The sequence below is a fragment of the Embleya scabrispora genome (assembly GCF_002024165.1).
GTDB classification, from domain to species: Bacteria; Actinomycetota; Actinomycetes; order Streptomycetales; family Streptomycetaceae; genus Embleya; species Embleya scabrispora_A.
This window is the reverse complement of sequence record NZ_MWQN01000005.1, coordinates 179,919-196,352: the sequence shown is the minus strand read 5'-3', so window position 1 is coordinate 196,352 and position 16,434 is coordinate 179,919. Positions and strand designations below refer to the sequence as shown.

General features: G+C 72.0%; 12 protein-coding genes and 1 pseudogene. 5 read left to right on the top strand and 8 right to left on the bottom strand.

What is annotated here, in order from left to right; genetic code table 11:
* Window positions 1-124: 124 nt before the first annotated feature.
* Window positions 125-673 (bottom strand): hypothetical protein, encoded by a 549-nt coding sequence (locus B4N89_RS45595; RefSeq protein ID WP_143658387.1) that lies wholly within the window; start codon window positions 671-673, stop codon window positions 125-127.
* Between the two features lie 454 nt (window positions 674-1,127).
* Between B4N89_RS45595 and B4N89_RS45590 the strand changes: the two genes are divergently transcribed.
* The 3 genes from B4N89_RS45590 (at window position 1,128) to B4N89_RS45580 (ending at window position 4,356) form a co-directional block, all read left to right on the top strand.
* Entirely contained in the window at window positions 1,128-1,682 is a 555-nt protein-coding gene (locus B4N89_RS45590) for a hypothetical protein (RefSeq protein WP_235619374.1), read from the top strand.
* Between the two features lie 197 nt (window positions 1,683-1,879).
* The gene (locus B4N89_RS45585) at window positions 1,880-2,488 is read left to right on the top strand and encodes a DUF6461 domain-containing protein (protein WP_078982600.1); all 609 of its coding nucleotides are present in this window, start codon (window positions 1,880-1,882) and stop codon (window positions 2,486-2,488) included.
* A 1,325-nt stretch (window positions 2,489-3,813) separates the two neighbouring features.
* The gene (locus tag B4N89_RS45580) at window positions 3,814-4,356 is read left to right on the top strand and encodes an alpha-ketoglutarate-dependent dioxygenase AlkB (protein WP_161501056.1); all 543 of its coding nucleotides are present in this window, start codon (window positions 3,814-3,816) and stop codon (window positions 4,354-4,356) included.
* A 362-nt stretch (window positions 4,357-4,718) separates the two neighbouring features.
* On the opposite strand, the gene B4N89_RS45575 is transcribed toward B4N89_RS45580, so the two are convergent.
* Genes B4N89_RS45575 through B4N89_RS49365 form a run of 4 tightly spaced genes read right to left on the bottom strand, consistent with a single transcriptional unit; the run spans window position 4,719 to window position 8,763 of the window.
* Window positions 4,719-5,909, bottom strand: coding sequence for a protein-L-isoaspartate O-methyltransferase family protein (locus B4N89_RS45575; protein WP_078982598.1), 1,191 nt, complete (start codon window positions 5,907-5,909; stop codon window positions 4,719-4,721).
* Entirely contained in the window at window positions 5,906-6,415 is a 510-nt protein-coding gene (locus tag B4N89_RS45570; RefSeq protein ID WP_078982597.1) for a lasso peptide biosynthesis B2 protein, read from the bottom strand. The genes B4N89_RS45575 and B4N89_RS45570 overlap by 4 nt, the downstream gene beginning before the upstream one ends.
* The gene (locus B4N89_RS45565) at window positions 6,408-8,546 is read right to left on the bottom strand and encodes an asparagine synthase-related protein (protein WP_078982596.1); all 2,139 of its coding nucleotides are present in this window, start codon (window positions 8,544-8,546) and stop codon (window positions 6,408-6,410) included. The genes B4N89_RS45570 and B4N89_RS45565 overlap by 8 nt, the downstream gene beginning before the upstream one ends.
* Before the next feature lie 4 nt (window positions 8,547-8,550).
* Window positions 8,551-8,763, bottom strand: a complete 213-nt coding sequence (locus B4N89_RS49365) for a hypothetical protein (RefSeq protein WP_078982595.1) — start codon at window positions 8,761-8,763, stop codon at window positions 8,551-8,553.
* 382 nt (window positions 8,764-9,145) lie between these two features.
* On the opposite strand from B4N89_RS49365, the gene B4N89_RS50435 reads away from it, so the two are divergent.
* Both B4N89_RS50435 and B4N89_RS45550 read left to right on the top strand, forming a co-directional pair.
* Window positions 9,146-9,313 (top strand): hypothetical protein, encoded by a 168-nt coding sequence (locus B4N89_RS50435; protein WP_161501055.1) that lies wholly within the window; start codon window positions 9,146-9,148, stop codon window positions 9,311-9,313.
* Window positions 9,314-9,709 carry a type II toxin-antitoxin system death-on-curing family toxin gene (locus B4N89_RS45550; RefSeq protein ID WP_078982593.1) on the top strand — a complete coding sequence of 132 codons (396 nt, stop codon included), beginning with the start codon at window positions 9,314-9,316 and terminating at the stop codon, window positions 9,707-9,709.
* Between the two features lie 345 nt (window positions 9,710-10,054).
* On the opposite strand, the gene B4N89_RS45545 is transcribed toward B4N89_RS45550, so the two are convergent.
* From B4N89_RS45545 to B4N89_RS45530, 3 genes and pseudogenes are all read right to left on the bottom strand, one after another.
* The gene (locus B4N89_RS45545) at window positions 10,055-11,122 is read right to left on the bottom strand and encodes a hypothetical protein (RefSeq protein ID WP_078982592.1); all 1,068 of its coding nucleotides are present in this window, start codon (window positions 11,120-11,122) and stop codon (window positions 10,055-10,057) included.
* 590 nt (window positions 11,123-11,712) lie between these two features.
* Window positions 11,713-12,591 (bottom strand): Ku protein, encoded by an 879-nt coding sequence (locus tag B4N89_RS45535; RefSeq protein WP_078982590.1) that lies wholly within the window; start codon window positions 12,589-12,591, stop codon window positions 11,713-11,715.
* A 117-nt stretch (window positions 12,592-12,708) separates the two neighbouring features.
* Window positions 12,709-16,145, bottom strand: a pseudogene (locus B4N89_RS45530) (DNA polymerase III subunit alpha).
* Between the last annotated feature and the right edge of the window lie 289 nt (window positions 16,146-16,434).

Sequence of the window (16,434 nt, the reverse complement as noted above, 5' to 3'; positions counted from 1 at the left end):
CGTTCGCCGTGGGGCGGACACGCCATCACCGCGTACGGCGGACGAGTGTCCACAACCGCCGGGACGACCGGGCCACGCGCGTAGGGGACCATCCGTCGATTCTCACACGCACGGCGCACGGCGCTCAGTCGTGGATCGCCCAGGCCTCCGGCGGCAGCCAGTGGGGAAGGTCGTCGAGTGCCTCGGCGGGGTAGAAGATCGGCCGGGTGAGGAGGCCGTCGCCCTCGCGTTGCACGTTGAGCGTCACGCCCAACGACTCGGAGGAGGGAACGCCCGCGCTCATGTACGCGAGTTCGGTGTACGGCGGGCGGGTCTCGGCGCGATCGAGCATCCATTGCTCGAGGACGGAGGGTATTCGGCCGACCAGCGCCGTGCCGTCCGCGAGGACCTGTGGTCCGCACAGGGCGTCGACCGCGATGCCCGCGAGCCGCTCGCCCCGGTAGTACAGGTGCAGACCGAACTCTCGATACCACCCCTCCTCGACCGTGTAGACGTTGGCGCCCGCCGGACAACTGCGCCTGTATCGCTCGGTTTCCACGGTGACCTCGCTCATCGCGTCCGCGATCTCGTCGGGGGTCATGCCGAAGCGCAGCGGCCCCACACCCACGAACGGCTCCAGCAGCCACGTCCGCCGCTTTTCGTCCGGCAACACATGCCACCAACCCTTGAACACGATCACCGAACCTACAGGTGCCCACGGACATCGCCGCGACGCCGCGGACCCGCGGTCTCGGCGGCTGCGATCCGGCCCACCGACGACCTCCGGTTCGACGTCGAACCCGAACCCGAACCCGTCGCCCGCCGCCGAGACACCTCCCGGTTCACCGGGCCGCCGTCCGTGCTCGACGCGGCACCGTCGCCGGACGACCTGCCCGCCGGTTGGGCACGATGCGCACACGAACCCGCCGCACGGCACGCCGGGCGGCGCCGCGCTCCGCGAGGGGCCGAGCCGTCCCCGCCCCCACCCCGTCACCGAACGCACCGTGGCCCCGTCGATCCTCCGGCGGGGTCCGCAGCGTGGTGGCATGCGCGGGCCGGGTTGTCGCCCCGTGCCCGTAGCCTCCCCGATGGCGGGCGCGCGTCGGCCGCGCGCTGCGGGATCGACGGACGAGCGGCGGAGGTTCGGCGTGGCGGGTGTGTGGGACGTGGTCGAGGAGTCGCGGCGCGCGGTGTGGTCGTTCACGCCGTTCGAGCACGTGGGCCCGCTGAGGTTCGGCATGACCCACGAGCAGGCGGCGGCCGCGGTCGACGGGGTCCTGGAGACCATCGGATCGCTTGAAGACGACACCGGGTGGGTGTCGCGGGCCGACATGTGGCCCGTCCACTACGGCGCGGGAGCCGGGGTTCACCTGTACTACGACCGGGGGATCGGCCCGGCCGCGATCGTCGTCGACGCGCGGAACGGTCCGCAGGTGGACTTCGGCGGGATCCCGCTGGTGGGTCGGGTGCCGTCCGTCCTGGAGGACGCGTTGATCCACCGTCTCGTCGCCCACGGCATCGAGGCGGTGTTCTCCCTGGAGGCGAACCTGTGCGCGCCCGACCTCGGCGTCGTGATGCGCGTCCAACGCGTCGGGGACCGCGTCCTGACCCGGCCGGTCCTCGTCGCCCGGGAATGGGCACCCCGATGCGCGGACTCGACGCAGAGCCACATCCCCGCCGAGGAATGGCGCAGCTTCTCCTAAAGCGCACGCGGAGTCCTGCGGCGGGTACCGGCCGAGGCGGGCCGGGCGCGGAAGGGAATTCGCCCGACACGGCGTGCCGTTCCCGGCCGCAGACATCGTGCGCCCCGGCCGCCGGGAGGAGGGAGCGGGGTCGTGTCGGGTCGCTCGGGTAGCTTGTCGAGTCCTGCGACGGTCGAAGTATTCGAAGGAGCCGAGCCGTGAGTGGCGACACTGTCGAGTGGCTGCAGGACTCCTATTTTGTCGAGTTCGGGTACTGCGTGACCTTCGCACGCGGGCTGTCGGCGACGGAGTTGCTGCGGCGCATGGGCTGCGACGTGACGCGCACGGCCCGCAAGAGCGTGATCGACGCGAACCACTGGATCGAGGACGTCGCCGAGGAGTTCGGCCACCGTGCGGTCGCGGACAAGGAGAGGGTGATCCGAGCCGGCGAGGCCGACGGGTGGGCATTCGCCGTCGAGGACGCTGGCAGCCGCGGCACCCACCGCGACGTCCTCGCCGCCGTGTCGGCCGGCACGGTGGCCCTGAGCACCTTCGAAAACATCAACGCGCTCACGATGTTCCACTACGCGCAGTCCGGGGACGTGGTGTGCGGGTTCGACCGGCCCCGAGACCGCTGGGGCTGCGACCCGGATCGGCTGGTTCCCCACCTGACCCGCGCGGGCCTGCTGCCGGCCGACGGGACGCACCCCGACCTGGGCATCGACGAACGACAACGCCTGGTCCACCGCATGATGCACACCGAGTTCGGCACGACACTGCCCCGCCAGGACGTCGAATACGGCGAACTCCTCGCCGCGATGTACTGAACCCCCAGCCGGGAACCAGGTGCGCAGGTCCTTGGCCCCCGTCTCGGCAGGCAACGTAACCGGGCGGGCGTGTGTGCGCCCGAGCTTCGCGGCCATCCCGGCAGGGCGCATGCCGGGGGCGCCGCGGATCTGCCGGCCCAGGCCGCCCCGACGACGAGGGATGCGCTGAACCCACGAGCCACTGCCGAGGGTGAGGACCTCCGGAGGCACCATGCCTCAGAGTTGGTCTCCGAACTGCCCCCGAACGGGCGATGTCTCGTCCTACTTGGCATGGCCGGTGGCGGTCGGCAGTCGAGACGCTTCGGCGAACAATGGCCGACGGCAGGCTTGAGTCGTGGCTGACCAGTTCGTCGGGGTCGACTGCCGGCCGTCGTGAGCAACGCCGATCGCGCGATGGTGATGCTGCTCGACTGCGTGGGTAATCCGGGTGAACACGCCACGGACCCCGGAACCGAGGGTTGCAGCGGCGGGTTCGTCCTGGTCAAGATGCCGGTCATCACTCTCGGGATGCTTATGGTCGCCTGGCTCAACCCGGTGCGATACGCGAGCTCTCTCACGGGGAGGCCCTCGGCCTTCCGGACTCGACGAGAGCTTTCGGCAGCCGCTCGGTTTCTTCGCTCATGGCAGAGTATTCCGCACCGCTCGTCGGTGGCTCGGAGAAGGGCCGCTCGGCGTGGACTGCAACGTCAGGCTCGGCGGCGGCTACTCCTTGAGCCAAGGCTGACGTTCGGCGGATCAGCGACCGGAGCCTGCAGGCGTGCGGCGGCCGGTCGGCAACTCGGCCGACTCAGAACCGTCACCGCCGGGAGCTTGAGTCCGCCCGTCAGGGGCTGGGCGCTGCGCCTCACGGCGTCAGGGTGTGGAGAAGTCGTACGAGTCCTCGTCCCACCACTCGGGTTCGTCGTCGTCCTCGTGCGCTTCGAGCAGGTCGCGCATCTCGTCCTCGGAAAGTTCTTCGTCCACGCATCCCATGATGCAGGGCACGACGATGTGCCGCACCCGCGAACACACCCCACGGGCGCGGCCCGTGGCTTCGTCGAACCTTCCCTCGATCGCCGTCGTCGACAAGACGCGGGTCTCCGGGGTCTCGGCAGGCAGGCCGTTCCCGGAGACGCCGCGCGATCCCAACTCCGGTTATCCGTACCCGAACACGATCTTTTGGGAATCCGGCCCACGGGAGCGCGGGTTTTCGACGTGCGCGACAAAATGATGTCGCGGTGGTGCGTCGAAAAATGCGGTCGACAACGGTTCACCCGTGCGGCACCTTCTGCGACAACCCACGCACGCGGGACACCGACCGCCCCGACGTTCCACCCGGAGAATCGATGACGCCGCCGCCCCTCGACATCCGCCATCACCCGGCACTCCTGCCCGACCCCGATGCCGACCTCGCCCTCGTCCTGACCGAGGTCATCTGGAACGACGACATGCGGGCACGCCGAACCGCCTCCTTCGGCATCCCCTACGACTATTCCGGCCGTCGGCACGACACCGCTCCCATGCCGGCGCCCATCGCCGCGATCGCCGCCCGCGCGGGCACCTTCGCCGGGCACCTCTTCGACAACTGCCTGGCGAACCTGTACGAAACCGGTGACAACACCATGGGTTTCCACCGGGACTCCTACGACGGCCTCGCCCCCGGCAGCGCAATCGCCATCGTCTCGCTCGGCGCGACACGCCGCCTGCTCTTCCGCAGCCTCGACCGCAACCATCACCACGAACTCGCCCTCACACACGGTTCGTTGCTGCTCATGACCGCCACCACCCAACGCGGCTGGACCCACGCCATACCCTCAGAGCCCTCCGCCGGCCGACGCGTCAGCCTCACCTTCCGCCACTGCGGACCACATCCCTCCGCGAGCGCGTAGCACGCGGGCCGTCGAGTCGTGCACAGGGGCGGCGGTGACATCGCCGGCCCGCGATCCTCGGGCCGGCGTCGGGATCGACACGGTTTCCGGCCGGTGTGGATGCGGTTCACGTTCACCCGAACACGGCCGACCCAGGGCCGGCGACGCACGCCAGTGGCGCGGGGTTTCACCGCGGTGTCGGGCGCGCGGACGGCGCACGCCGCCGTTTGCCGGGCCCTCGGGCATCGGGCCGACGAGCCGGCTCATTCCCCTGGCACACCTCCCGTCGGCGTGGGGTGCGCTTCCACGGCCCGGCCGCGCCGCCGCGCCGAACGCAGCGCCCCGGCGGGGTGATCGTGGCCGGGTTGCGGTGTGTCCTGCGGTCAGTCGAGTACGGATCGGTCGCGGGTCCAGGTGTGGGGGACGTGCATGACCGAGCCGTCGGCGGCGGTGTGGGGGCGCAGGTCGAATCGCCACGTGTCCAGTGCGGGTCGTCGGTCGTGGTTCCAGGCGTGGTGGAGGTCGGCGACGGCGGTGGCGATCTGTGGGGCGTTGGGTCCGGTGCCCATGGCGGCGCCGTCTTGGAGGAGGGCGGCGCTGTGGGTGGGTTCGTCGTAGAGGCCGATGTCGCCGTATCGGGGTTGGGTGTTTTCGACGTGGAGGCAGGTCGTTCGCGTGTCGTGGCCGGCGAGGTAGGTGTTGAGGTCGCAGATCTCGCTCCACGTGGGGTCGCCGGTGTCGAGGGCGATGGTGTGGGTGGGTGCGGGCAGGCGCAGGCGGCGTGTGCGGGCGGTGCCGGGGTGGTCGCCGTACAGGGGGCCGGTGGCGGTCATGAAGTCGGCGAAGCTTCGCAGTCGTCCGGTGAGGGGGCCTTGGGTGGTGGGTTCGATCTGGGCGAGGGGGTGGGCGCCGCCGTGTGCGAGGGGGATCAGGATGGTGCCGTGGGGGGCGAGTTGGTCGAGCCAGTGTGGGGAGACGCCGATGACGCCGCAGGTGGCGACGATCAGGTCGTAGGGGCCGTGTGCGGGCAGTCCGGCGTGGCCGTCGCCCAGGTGGGCGGTGACGTGGTCGGTGAGGTCGGCGCGGGCGAGGGCGGCGTTCGCCTCGGCGACGATGACCGGTGCGGCGTCGAGGGTGTGCACGGTGGCGCCGGTGAGCGTGGCGATCAGTGCCGCGTGGAAGCCGGTGCCGGCGCCGATCTCCAGCACCCGGCGCACCGGCCGGTGGTTCGCCCGCTCGGCGATCACGTGGAGGAAGTCGGCCATGACGGCGGGTTGGGAGCAGCTGGATGTGCGGCCGGCCGGGTCGGAGGCGGTGGCCTGGTGGGTCATGTGGCTGGTGTTGGTGTAGGCGAGGGTGTGGAGGTCCGCGGAGTAGGGGTGGTCGTGGTCGACGGGGGTGTGTCGGCCGTCGCGCCAGACGCCGGGGAGGAACAGGTGTCGGGGGACGCGGGTGAACAAGTCGATCACGTCGGGGTTCGGGTCGCGGCGTGCGGCGGCGAGGGTGGCGGCGAGTTTCCCCGCGTGGGCTTGCCAGGAATCGGACGCGGATGGGGGCGGGTTCGTGGTGTTCATGGGATGCGGCCTTCCTGGGTGACGTCGGTTCCGGGTGCCCCGGGTGTCGGGTCGCGGGGTGGGGGCGGTGTGCCGTATCGGTTCACCGGGACGTAGCGGTCGGTGGGGTCGGCGGCCTCGCCGGCGGGGCGGCCGTCGGCTTCGATCCAGGCGTGGGCGCGGGCGTCGGGGGCGGGGGCGATCACGACGGCGGTGGTGTGGCCCAGGGTGCGGCAGTACAGCTTGGCGGCCAGGGCGCGGGGCAGGCAGGTCGTGTTGCCGCCCAGGCGTGGGGCGGCGGTGACGACGACCGCCACCGCGTGTTCGGCCTCGCGGTGGGTCGCCGCCCGTGTGGCGCGTCTGTCGGTGCGGGCGAGGAGGCGGGGAAGGACGGTCTCACCCCACGCGGGGTGTCGGGTCAAGCGGGGCGAGGCGAGGACGCGGGCGATGCCGGCGCAGGCGAGGGCGCGGGCGCGCATGCCGAGCGTCAGGGCCACGCGTGGGGGCAGTGCGGTGATCTCAGGCATCGGGGACCGTCATTCCCAGGGCACCGAGGTGGTCGACGACGGCGGTGACGGCGTCGTCGAGCGCGGCGACGGGGGTGTCGGGAAAGCGTGCGTGGAGCGCGACCGCGGGGTCCTTTCCGTCGCGCAGGGCGGTGGCGACGATCACGGCCGAGGCGTTGCCCAGGGCGACGGTGCGGCCGTGGTGGGTGAGCGCGCCGGTGTGGTCGGCGTGTTGCTCGCGGACCAGGAGCACGCCGGGCGCCAGTCGGACGCCGGGCCGCGCCCGTGTGCGATGCGGTGCCGGCGGGTGCGTCTTCGCGGCGGGCCGCGGGGCCTGCGGGGGTGCGTGTGGGGTCGGGGCTGTGTCGGCGCGCAGCCACAGTTCGACACCCAACAGGCGGGTCAGGCACGGCATGTTCGTCGGGTCGGCGTCCACCGCCGTCAGTGCGGCGTGGGCGTGCTCCGCGGCGACCAGGCCGAGTTCGGCGGTGATCGGGTCCGTCAGCGCGGCGAGTACGCGCTCGCGTGCCGCGTCGAGGTCGGGTTTCAGCGAGTACGTGCTCTTGGTACGGCGCCGGCGCAGGCCTTCGGGGAGCAGGTCCGCGAAGGCCGTCGTCAGGGCCTGTTTCCAGGCGTGGGGGGTGCGGCGTTCGTCGGCGCGTACGGCGGCGAACGCCTCGACGACGGGCCGGTCCAGGAACGGCAGGGCCGTGTACAGGCCCGTGTGCCGGCCCGCGTGTGCGAGAGCGCGGTTCTCCCCCGCCGCCCACAACAACGCGGCGTGGGTGTGGTGTTGGTGGCGCCGAGGGTGCAGCGGCGGGGCGGCGGTGTCGACGGCGTCGGCGAGCAGGGCGCGGGCCTCGCGCGTGATCCACGGCGGGGCGAGGAGTTCGGGTTCCCACCCCCACAGCGTGGGTGCGCCCGGCGTCTCGGCCGTCAGGCTTGCGCGCCACCGGTCCAGCCACACCGCGTAGGGGACGCGGGAGTGGGCGGCACGCCAGGCCGCGCGGGACGTGGGCACGCCCTCCAGGGCGGCGTAGCCGCGCAGGTGCGCGAGGGCGGCCAGGGGGCGGCGGGTCGCGGTGTCGGGGAGGTGGTTGTGCGGCGGGGTCAGGATCTCGTCGGCGCCGTGGCCGCTCACGAGGACGTCGCCGTGTTCCCGCGCGCGCCGGAACACGTACCGCTGGAGATCGGGGGTCGACAGGGCGAAGCCGGGTTCGCCTCCGGGCAGCGGGGTGTCGATGCCGTCGAACGCGGCCGGCGTCTCGAGGCCCTGATCGATCCACACGTGCGGTACCGGGGCCAGACGGGAGGAGAGCGCGCGGGCGTGGCGGGCGTCCTCGCCGCCGTCGCGCGCGGGCAATCGCGTCAACACCGCGGCCGCGACGCCCAGATGCCGGCCCAGCAGGGCCAGAGTCGAGGAGTCGAGACCACCGGAGCACTCGAACACCGTGCGGTGCCCGGCCGCGGCGCACGTCGACACCGCGCGCACCAGCGCGTCGCGGCACCCCGCCGCCGCCTCGCGCAGAGGCACGTCATCGTCCGGCGGCGCCCACACCCGCTCCACCCGCTCCGCGCCGCCCGGCGCCTGGACGATCGCGCACCCGGGCGCCACCATGCCCACGTGCGCGTAGGGGCTGCGGTGGACGTGCACCGACGGCGGCGCCCACCCGAACAGACGCGCCGCCAGATACACCCGGTCCGGGTCCGTGCGGCCGGCCAGGTCGGCAAGCACTCCCGGGCAATCGCCCCACAGCGACAGGCCGTCGACACGGGCGTGGAACACCGGGCACAGCCCGACCACGTCCCCACACGCCTGCACGCCGTCCGCCGTCGAGACGAACGTGTGGAACGAGCCGTCCAGTCCGGTCATCACCCGACCCGCAAGCCCGGCCCCGGCGCCACCCGCGCACACCACACGCCCCAACGCGGCGACGTCGGCGCCCGTACGCCCGACCACCACGACCCTCGCGTCGGGCCGCTCCCACAACAACAGGGAGTGCGGTGCACCGCAGGCGACGATCCACGGCCGCCCGCTCCGATGCGCGGCCACGATCCGACCACGCGACGCGCCGCCACGCGTCAACGCGTGTGCGTGCCGGCCCGCGGCGGGGTCGTCGGGCAGCGCGCACAACCACGCCGCCGAACGCACCCCGCTACGCCCGGCGCCGGGAGGCGAACAGGCCCCGGACGGCGCTGAGGAGCGGGGCACCCCAGAGGTCGTCGTCGGCGTTCTTGTTGTAACGGCCGCCCGACGACGCGTCGTCGCTGTTGCTGCCGGTACTGTCCGCCTCCGCCCGCGCCAACAGCGACTCGACATCGCCGATACGCGGCGGGGCATAGGGGGTGTGCTGCGTGTACTCGTCCATGGGCCGGCCCCTTCGTGTGCGGCGCGCCCGCCGCAGGGGCGACCGGCGCGGATGGTGCGGTTTCGGAGCGTAGTGTCCGCAGTGCTCGGCGCAATGGAGTTTCGGAACAGTCGAGGGACCAGCGACCCACATCGTCTCGAGTGGGCGGCGGAGTCGGGCCGTGTGCCGGGGGTGTCACGTCGAGGAGGTACCGATCACGGTGCGGCACGGCAGAAGACCGCGCAGTCCGCCGGCGCGTCGACGGCTGCGGTCGGAACCGGGTTGAGACTTCGTGCCGGTGCCATGGACACGGTCGGCGTTCCCGGGTGCCGATCGGCTCCCCCGTTGCCCTGCAGCGGGCCGGGTGTATCGCGATCGCCGTGCGCGTGGGAGCATCGAGGACATGAGTGCCTATCCGGAACCTGTCGACGTCGCCGACTGGAGCGCGGACATCGATCCGCCGGTCGCAGACGGCGATCTGGAGTTCGTCGGACCCGAGGCGCTGACCGCCGAGGTCAGCCGCGCGATTCTGGCCGAGTACGCGCCGATCCTCGCCGAGGCCGGTCTGTAGGTGCGCGGTCTCGACGACGACGCCCTCGTCGGCGTGAACCGCCTCGCCGGAGGAACGGGCACCGTGCGCCATCCGGCGCTGCTCGGCGCGGTGCAGGCGAGCGTCTACGGACGCATGTCCGGTCGGGACCTTTATCCCGGCCTCGCGGACCGCGCTGCGGCCCTGACCCATGGCATCATGCGCGTGCACCCGTTCGTCGATGCCAACGAACGCACCGCGATCCTGGCCATGGTGTATCTGTGCAGGATCAACGGATACCGCCTGGTGTGGGCGTCCCCGCGCGACGCGGTCGCGTTGATCCGGGCCGTCAACACCGGCCAACCACCTGTTGAATGGATATCGCGCCGCATCGCCTCCCGGCTGCAACCCCTGCACCCGCCACCCACGAATCGGTGACCGCCGCGCACCCCACGACTTGGGAAACGCCGGCGCACGGGTCGGTGGTGGGCTCTCGGCCGTCGCCTCCGGAAGCAGCCGACGCCCCCGTCCGGGGCGAGGGCCCGCTCCGGCCGTCCATCCCGCCGACGCAGGCGCCGCACTGGTGATCACGCCGGTCGTCGGTCACTGCCGACGGCGGCTCGTGGTGCCCTGTTCATCGGCCCTGGTCGAATCAACGTCCCCGCTCCGGTTGATCGTTCGCCGCAACGCACGGCGATCGTCGTCCCCGGGAAACGCACGATCGCCGTCGGCACGGGTACGTGGGACAACCGGCGAGACACCGGCGGCGGTGTCGCCGCGGTCTCAGACGAGTGGATCGTCGGCGAACCTCCCGGGCTTCCCCCAGCCGACGAACCTCCCGGGCTTGCCCCAGGTACCGGGGAATGTGGGCCGTGGGGCGGGGTCGAACATGTGCTTCAGCGTGAGCGTCAGTCCGGCGCCGGAGTGGCTGTCGACCTGTCGCAGCCAGGGCACTTCGGCCATCAGGCGGCCGAGTTCGGGCGTCACGAGTTCGTCCAGGACGGCGCGCAGGTCCTCGGGTGCCGAGTCGTCGACCAGGCACAGCCAGCCGAGCGCGGCGGCGACCCTGACCTCGGGCGGGCGTGCGGGGTCGGACCAGCACGCGCGGGTGAAGCCGGCCGCGTCCTCGTGGCGGTGTTCCCTCGCCAGTTGCGCGATCGCCAGGACCAGACCCGCCCGCAGACGGGGATGCCCCTCGACGCGGAACCGCTCGTGCAGGGCCGCGGAAACCTCCCACGCGCGGCCGGACGACGCCGCCAGGACGCACGCCGCCGCCTCCCGCACCCCCGGATCCAGGTCGTCCAGAAGAGCGATCGGGATGTGCGCGTCCGCGGCGATCGCATCCCGCCCCGCCCGCACCGACCAGTTCTGCGGATAACCGCTCCCGTCGAAGGTCACCTCGTCGTCCGGGTCGGCGACCCGCAACAAGGCGGCGCGCGACCCGTTCCCCCAGTGGTTACGACACGCCACCGCGGCAACCAGCACGAGCGCGTTGACCCGCTCGTGCGCGGCCTGGTCCTCGGCGATCCGTAGCAGGAACGGCACCGTCAACGGCGCCACCGAACCCGTGGTGCCCTGATGGCACACGGAGTTGCCCAACGACGAGCGAGCGTCCCGCGCTGCGGCCGCGTCGGCGCACCGCATCCGCGACAGATGGATGAGCACGTCCTCGCCCGAGCCGTACGCATGGGAGAACCGGCCCCACGGCACCTCGTCGAGACGGAACCCGTCCCTGACATCCCGCGACAGACCCGCAACCACCGCACGCACATCGAGCCCGGTCCCCTCGTACACCCCGATACCGTGCACACGCACCCGCTCGAAGTCGAACACGAGCTCCTCGGACGTCACGGTCGCCTCCTGCGGGTGTCACCGGCCGAAAGGCACCTGCGTACCACGCGGCGCCGACACCACCCGAACGACCGACGGCGACCCCGACTTCCACGCATCGAAAACACGCGCGCCGACGTGCATCACGGAGCCCGGCCCTCGGCGGCCGGCACGTCCGTGACGTCGTTCCTGCCGTGCCCGAGTGCGACCGAAGCCCGCGACGAACCACCGCGCCGCGTCGGGGCACGGGAGTTCGCGGTGAGTCACGCGCCGGTGGACTCCCGCTCATCACGCCGGCCGGCGTCGATCGCGCCCGCCCTCGGAGGTTGCCGGCGCGAACCCGGCGAACACGAGGCGTCGATCGATCCTCGACATCCGGCACGATGCCGGGCCCGGGAGTTCGGGGCGCGCCTCGGATCGCCGTCCTTGTGGCGTCCGGACCGCACCCCGGCCCTCGCCGGGCGGGCACGATGACGGCGGTGCGGTTCGGCGACGAGTGTGCGGGGGGTACGAACGATCGTCAGCGCAGGCACCGACAGGCGCCGACGCACCTCGGATGCACAACGGCCACGCGTGGCGCCGTGCCGACACCGTCTCGCGGCGAAGGGACCTCAGCCGGTCTTCCTGCGCGGTCGGGCCGCTGTGCTCTTCTTCTTCGAGTCGCCGCCAGTGGTGGCCTTCGGCGTCGTGCGTTTCGTGGGGGCGGGACGGCCCTTGGTGGCGGCCTCCACACTGGCGGTCAGCGCGGACATCAGGTCGACGACGTTGCCCGCGGTCGCCGTGCCACCCGCGGCCTCGTCGGGGTGCGCGCCGGAGGCCTTGGCCTCGACGAGGGCGTCCAGGGCGCGTTGATAGTCGTCGTGGACGTCGGCCAGGTCGAAGTCCTCGCTGAGGGTGTCCATCAGGGAGGCGGCCATCTTCAGCTCCTGGGGACGGATGGTGACGTTCTCGGTGGGGGCGATGCCCCGAGGGGCCCGGAGTTCGTCCGGCCACAGCATGGTCTGGAGGGTGAGGACGTCGCCCTGTGCGCGGACCAGGGCAAGACTCTCGCGGGTGGACAGGGTGATCTTGGTGACCGCAGCCCTGCCCTGACCGGCAAGGGCCTCGCGGATGAGGACGTACGGCTTGGTCCCGGTCGGCCCGGCGGGCCCGAGGTAGTACGGCTTGGACAGGACCAGAGGGTCGATGTCCGCCTCGTCGACGAAGGCGAGCACGTCGACGACCTTCTTGCTGGGCAGCGGCAACTCGGCCATGTCCTCGTCGGTGAGCACCACCTGTCGCCCGTCGGAGGATTCGTAGGCCTTGGCGATCTCGGCGTAGGGCACTTCTTCACCATCAAGCTCGCAAATCCGCCTGTATCGGATTCGACCGCCGTCCTTCTCGTGAACCTGATGCGCGGCGGAGCGACTCTCCGAAACGGTTGCGGGATACAACTCAACCGGGATGTTCACCAGCCCGAACGAGATCGCGCCCTTCCATGTCGCCCGCATACACACCTCTTGCCCGAATAGACATGAAATGATCGATTTCGATCGTAAGGCACAGTCTGTGTCATCGACCAGGAGCTCACCCGGCCAAGGCTGCGGGCACGCGCGCAGCCTTGAGGATCAGCCCGCACTGCCGCGACTTCGGTGCCCGTAGCGGCTCAGGTCGGCGGAGCGCTGCCCGGGAGGCTGGAGGTCGGCGTAGGGGTGGTGGCGGGCGCCGGTGCCGTGGACCAGGACGCGGCGCGGTTGGGCGGGTGTGGGGTGCGGGGCGGGGGCACCGAGGAGGTCGAGGGCGGCTCGGGGGCCGTGGTCGCGGCGGGTGGCGGCGATCTCGTCGAGGTCCCAGGCCATCGAGGCGACGATCGTGCGTCGGCGGCCGCGGACCTGGATTTTGCCGCGGATCAGCAGGAGTCCGGAGTGGAAGACGGTGTGGGCGCAGGCGGGGTGGGAGTCCTCGAAGAAGGCGACGTCGACGAGGCCGGCGCCGTCGTCGAGGGTGACGAAGATGACGCGCTTCCCGGAGGCAATGGGCGGGGTTTGGGTGGAGGCGCGTACGCCCGCGACGAGGATCTGTCTGCCGGGGGTTGTTCGGCGAGGTGGCGGGCGTCGACGGCGCCGATCTCGCGCAGGAGTCGGTGGTGGTGGTCCATGAGGTGGCGGGTGACGTCGATGCCCAGGATGCGCAGTTCGGCGCCGACGGCCTCGCGGGTGGTCATCTCGGGCAGGCCGCTGGGGTGGGTAGCGTCGAGGAGGCTGTCGGCGAGGGGTAGTTGTCCGTCGCCGACCCGTCGGCTGCGGCAGTGGAGTTCGGGCAGTTGCAGGAGCAGGTCCCGACGGGTGAGGCGCCCGTCGTGGACGCCGTCGAGGGCGCCGATGCGAGCCAGGTGTTCGGCGGTGGGCAGGCTGGGGCGGGCCCGTTGCCACAGGTCCGCGAGGGAGGTGTAGGGGCGACCGGCGGCGATGCGGGCGCATTCCTCGTCGGTGATGCCGCGCACCGCCGACAGCGCCAGGCGCACACCCCAGGTCCCGTCCTCGACCTGTTCGAGAGTGTGACCTGGGTGGGAGCGGTTGACGTCGACGGGCAGGATCGGCACGCCGTGGCGGCGCGCGTCGGCCACGATCACCCGGCGCGGCCACATGCCGGGGTCGTGCTCGAGCAGGCCCGCGTACAGCGCGGCGGGGTAGTGCGCTTTGAGCCAGGCGGACTGCAGCGCCGGGACGGCGAACGCAACCGCGTGCGCCCGGCAGAAGCCGTACGCCCCGAAGGCTTCGACGATGCTCCACACCTCGTCGCGCACCTCGCGGGTGTAGCCGCGGGCGGTGGCGTGTTCGTGGAACCAGGCCCGGACCTGCGGCATGCGCTCGCGGTCCGACAGGGCCCGGCGGGCGACGTCGGCGAGCGCCAGATCACAACCGGTCATCTGGGACAGGATGCCCATGATCTGTTCGTGCCAGATCGTCACGCCGTGGGTGTCCGCGAGGACGGGTTCCAGGTCCGGGTGGGGATAGAAGGGCCGCGCTCCGTGGCGGGCGGCGATGTAGCGCTCGGGCATGCCCCCGGCGACCGGCCCGGGACGGAACAGGGAGATGTCGGCGATGACGTCCTGCACACCTCTCGGCTGCAGGCGGCTCAGCAGGTCCTGCTGCCCGGGTGACTCCAGCTGGAACATGCCGATCGTGTCGGAGGCCTGGATCAACTTGAACGCGAAGAAGTCGTCGAGCGGCACCCGGGCGGGGTCGTCGAGGTCGACGTGTTCGCCGCTGGCGCGTTCGATCTCGACGACGGCGTGCGCCATCGCCGACTGCATCCGCACCCCGAGGACGTCGAGCTTGATCAGGCCGAGGGCTTCGACCTCCTCCTTCGCCGCCTGGACCATCGGATAGCTCCCGCCCGGGGTGGGCTGGACCGGGAGGCGGTCGAGCAGGGTGGCGTCGGTGATGATCACCCCGCACGGGTGCATGGCCATCCCGCGCGGCAGCGCGTCCAGGCGCTCGGCGAGGGCGAACAACGCCCCGTACCGCGCGGCCTCCGCCGCCAGGGGCCGCAGTTCGGGCAGCTCCGCCAGCGCCGCGGTGATGCCCCGGGCACGGATGTGCGGGAAGGATTTGGCGACGCGGTCGATGTCGCCCGGCGCCAGGCCCAGGGCCAGGCCGGTATCGCGCAGCGCGTGCCGGGCCCGGTAGGTCTCCGGCATCGCGGTGACCGCGACCCGCTCCGCGCCGAACCGCTCGAAGATCCTGTCGTAGACCTCCAGCCGGCGCGCGGACTCCACGTCGATGTCCACATCCGGCAGAGCCGAGCGCCGCTCGGACAGGAAACGCTCGAACAACAACCCGTGGTCCAGGGGATTGGCGGTGGCAATGTCCAGAGCGTGACACACCATCGACCCCGCCCCCGAGCCTCGCGCCGCCACCCGGATCCCCAACGCGCGCACGTCCGCCACCACTTGGCCGACGGTAAGGAAATAGGTGCCGCAGCCCAGCCGCCCGATCACCTCGATTTCGCGCTCCAGCCGCTCGGTCGCCGCCGAGTCGCGGTCCAGGCCTCGGCGGGCCATCCCGGCCTCGCAGCGCTCGCGCAGGACCCGTCCGACCGAGGTCGGCGTGGCGCCGACCACGGCCGGCTCCGGCAGATGCACCCCGCCCAGGCCCAGATCCCGTGCCGGGTCGACCCGGCACGCGTCCGCGACCTTCGCCGTCTCGGACAACAGGCCAGCGGCCCGGACGGGGTCGGAGCCCGCGCCGTGTGCGATCCGGGCGGCTGCCGCAGCCATCGCCTCGGGGCCTTTCAGCCACCGCTCGCCGCAGTCCAGCCACGCCCGGTGCCACCGGATCGGACGCAGCAACCGGGCCGCGTCCAACACGTCGGCCACCTTGTGCAGGTCGGGGTCGGCGTAGCGCACCGCGTTGGTCAGCACGGCCGCGACGTTGGTCGTGTCGGCGAGTTGCAGGGTGCGGGCGGCCAGGCGCAGCGAACCGGGTCCGGTGCCCGAGAGCCCGTAGTACACGCATTCCAGGCGCAGCGCGTCGGCGAACAGTTCGCGCCACGGCATCAACAGGTGCCGTGCCGTGTCCGGCCGGCCGTCCGACAGGGCGCGTCCCGGCTCCGACGTGGGTCCGAGCAGCGCGGTCAGTCCGGGTCCCGCGTGCTCGCGCAGCGCCGACCACTCCAGCAGTGGCGTCCCGCCCGTGGCGTGTGCCGCCGAGACGAGGCGACACAGCCGGGCCCAGCCTGTTTTGTCCCGGGCGAGGAGAGTGACGCGCAGCGGCGGTTCGGCCACGTGGGCGCCTCCGCGCGCGGGTGTGCGGCGCCGTCCGGCCCGGGGCGACTGGGGCGCGGCGGGGGCAACGGCCAGGTCGACGCCGAGGATCGGGCGCACACCGTGGGCCGCGCATGCCCGGGCGAACCGGACGGCACCGGCGACCGTGTCGCGGTCCGTCAGCGCGAGAGCCGTCATGCCGCGCTCGGCGGCGCGCGCGACCAGGTCCTCCGGATGGGAGGCGCCATAGCGGGCGGAGTAGCCCGAAGCGGTGTGCAGATGCGTGAACCCGCCCATCACGCACCTCCGCCCTCGGCTGCCCCTTTGTCCAAAAACCACCCCCTTGTTCGGACACTAGTTCGAGCTGATCGACTTTGCCAACCCACCGACTTGTGACGTCGACCGATAGGTGGCCATCTCGATTCCTAGCTGGCCAGTCGCGCTCGGCCGATCACGTTGACCTGCGGTTCTGCTGGCGAAAGAGGCGTATCGAGAACCACGGGTGGCCAACTATCGGTCGACAGAGTGGCCAACCGGGAATCGACGTCGGGCGTTGACCTGCGGTTTCTCAGCTGTGACTGGCCAA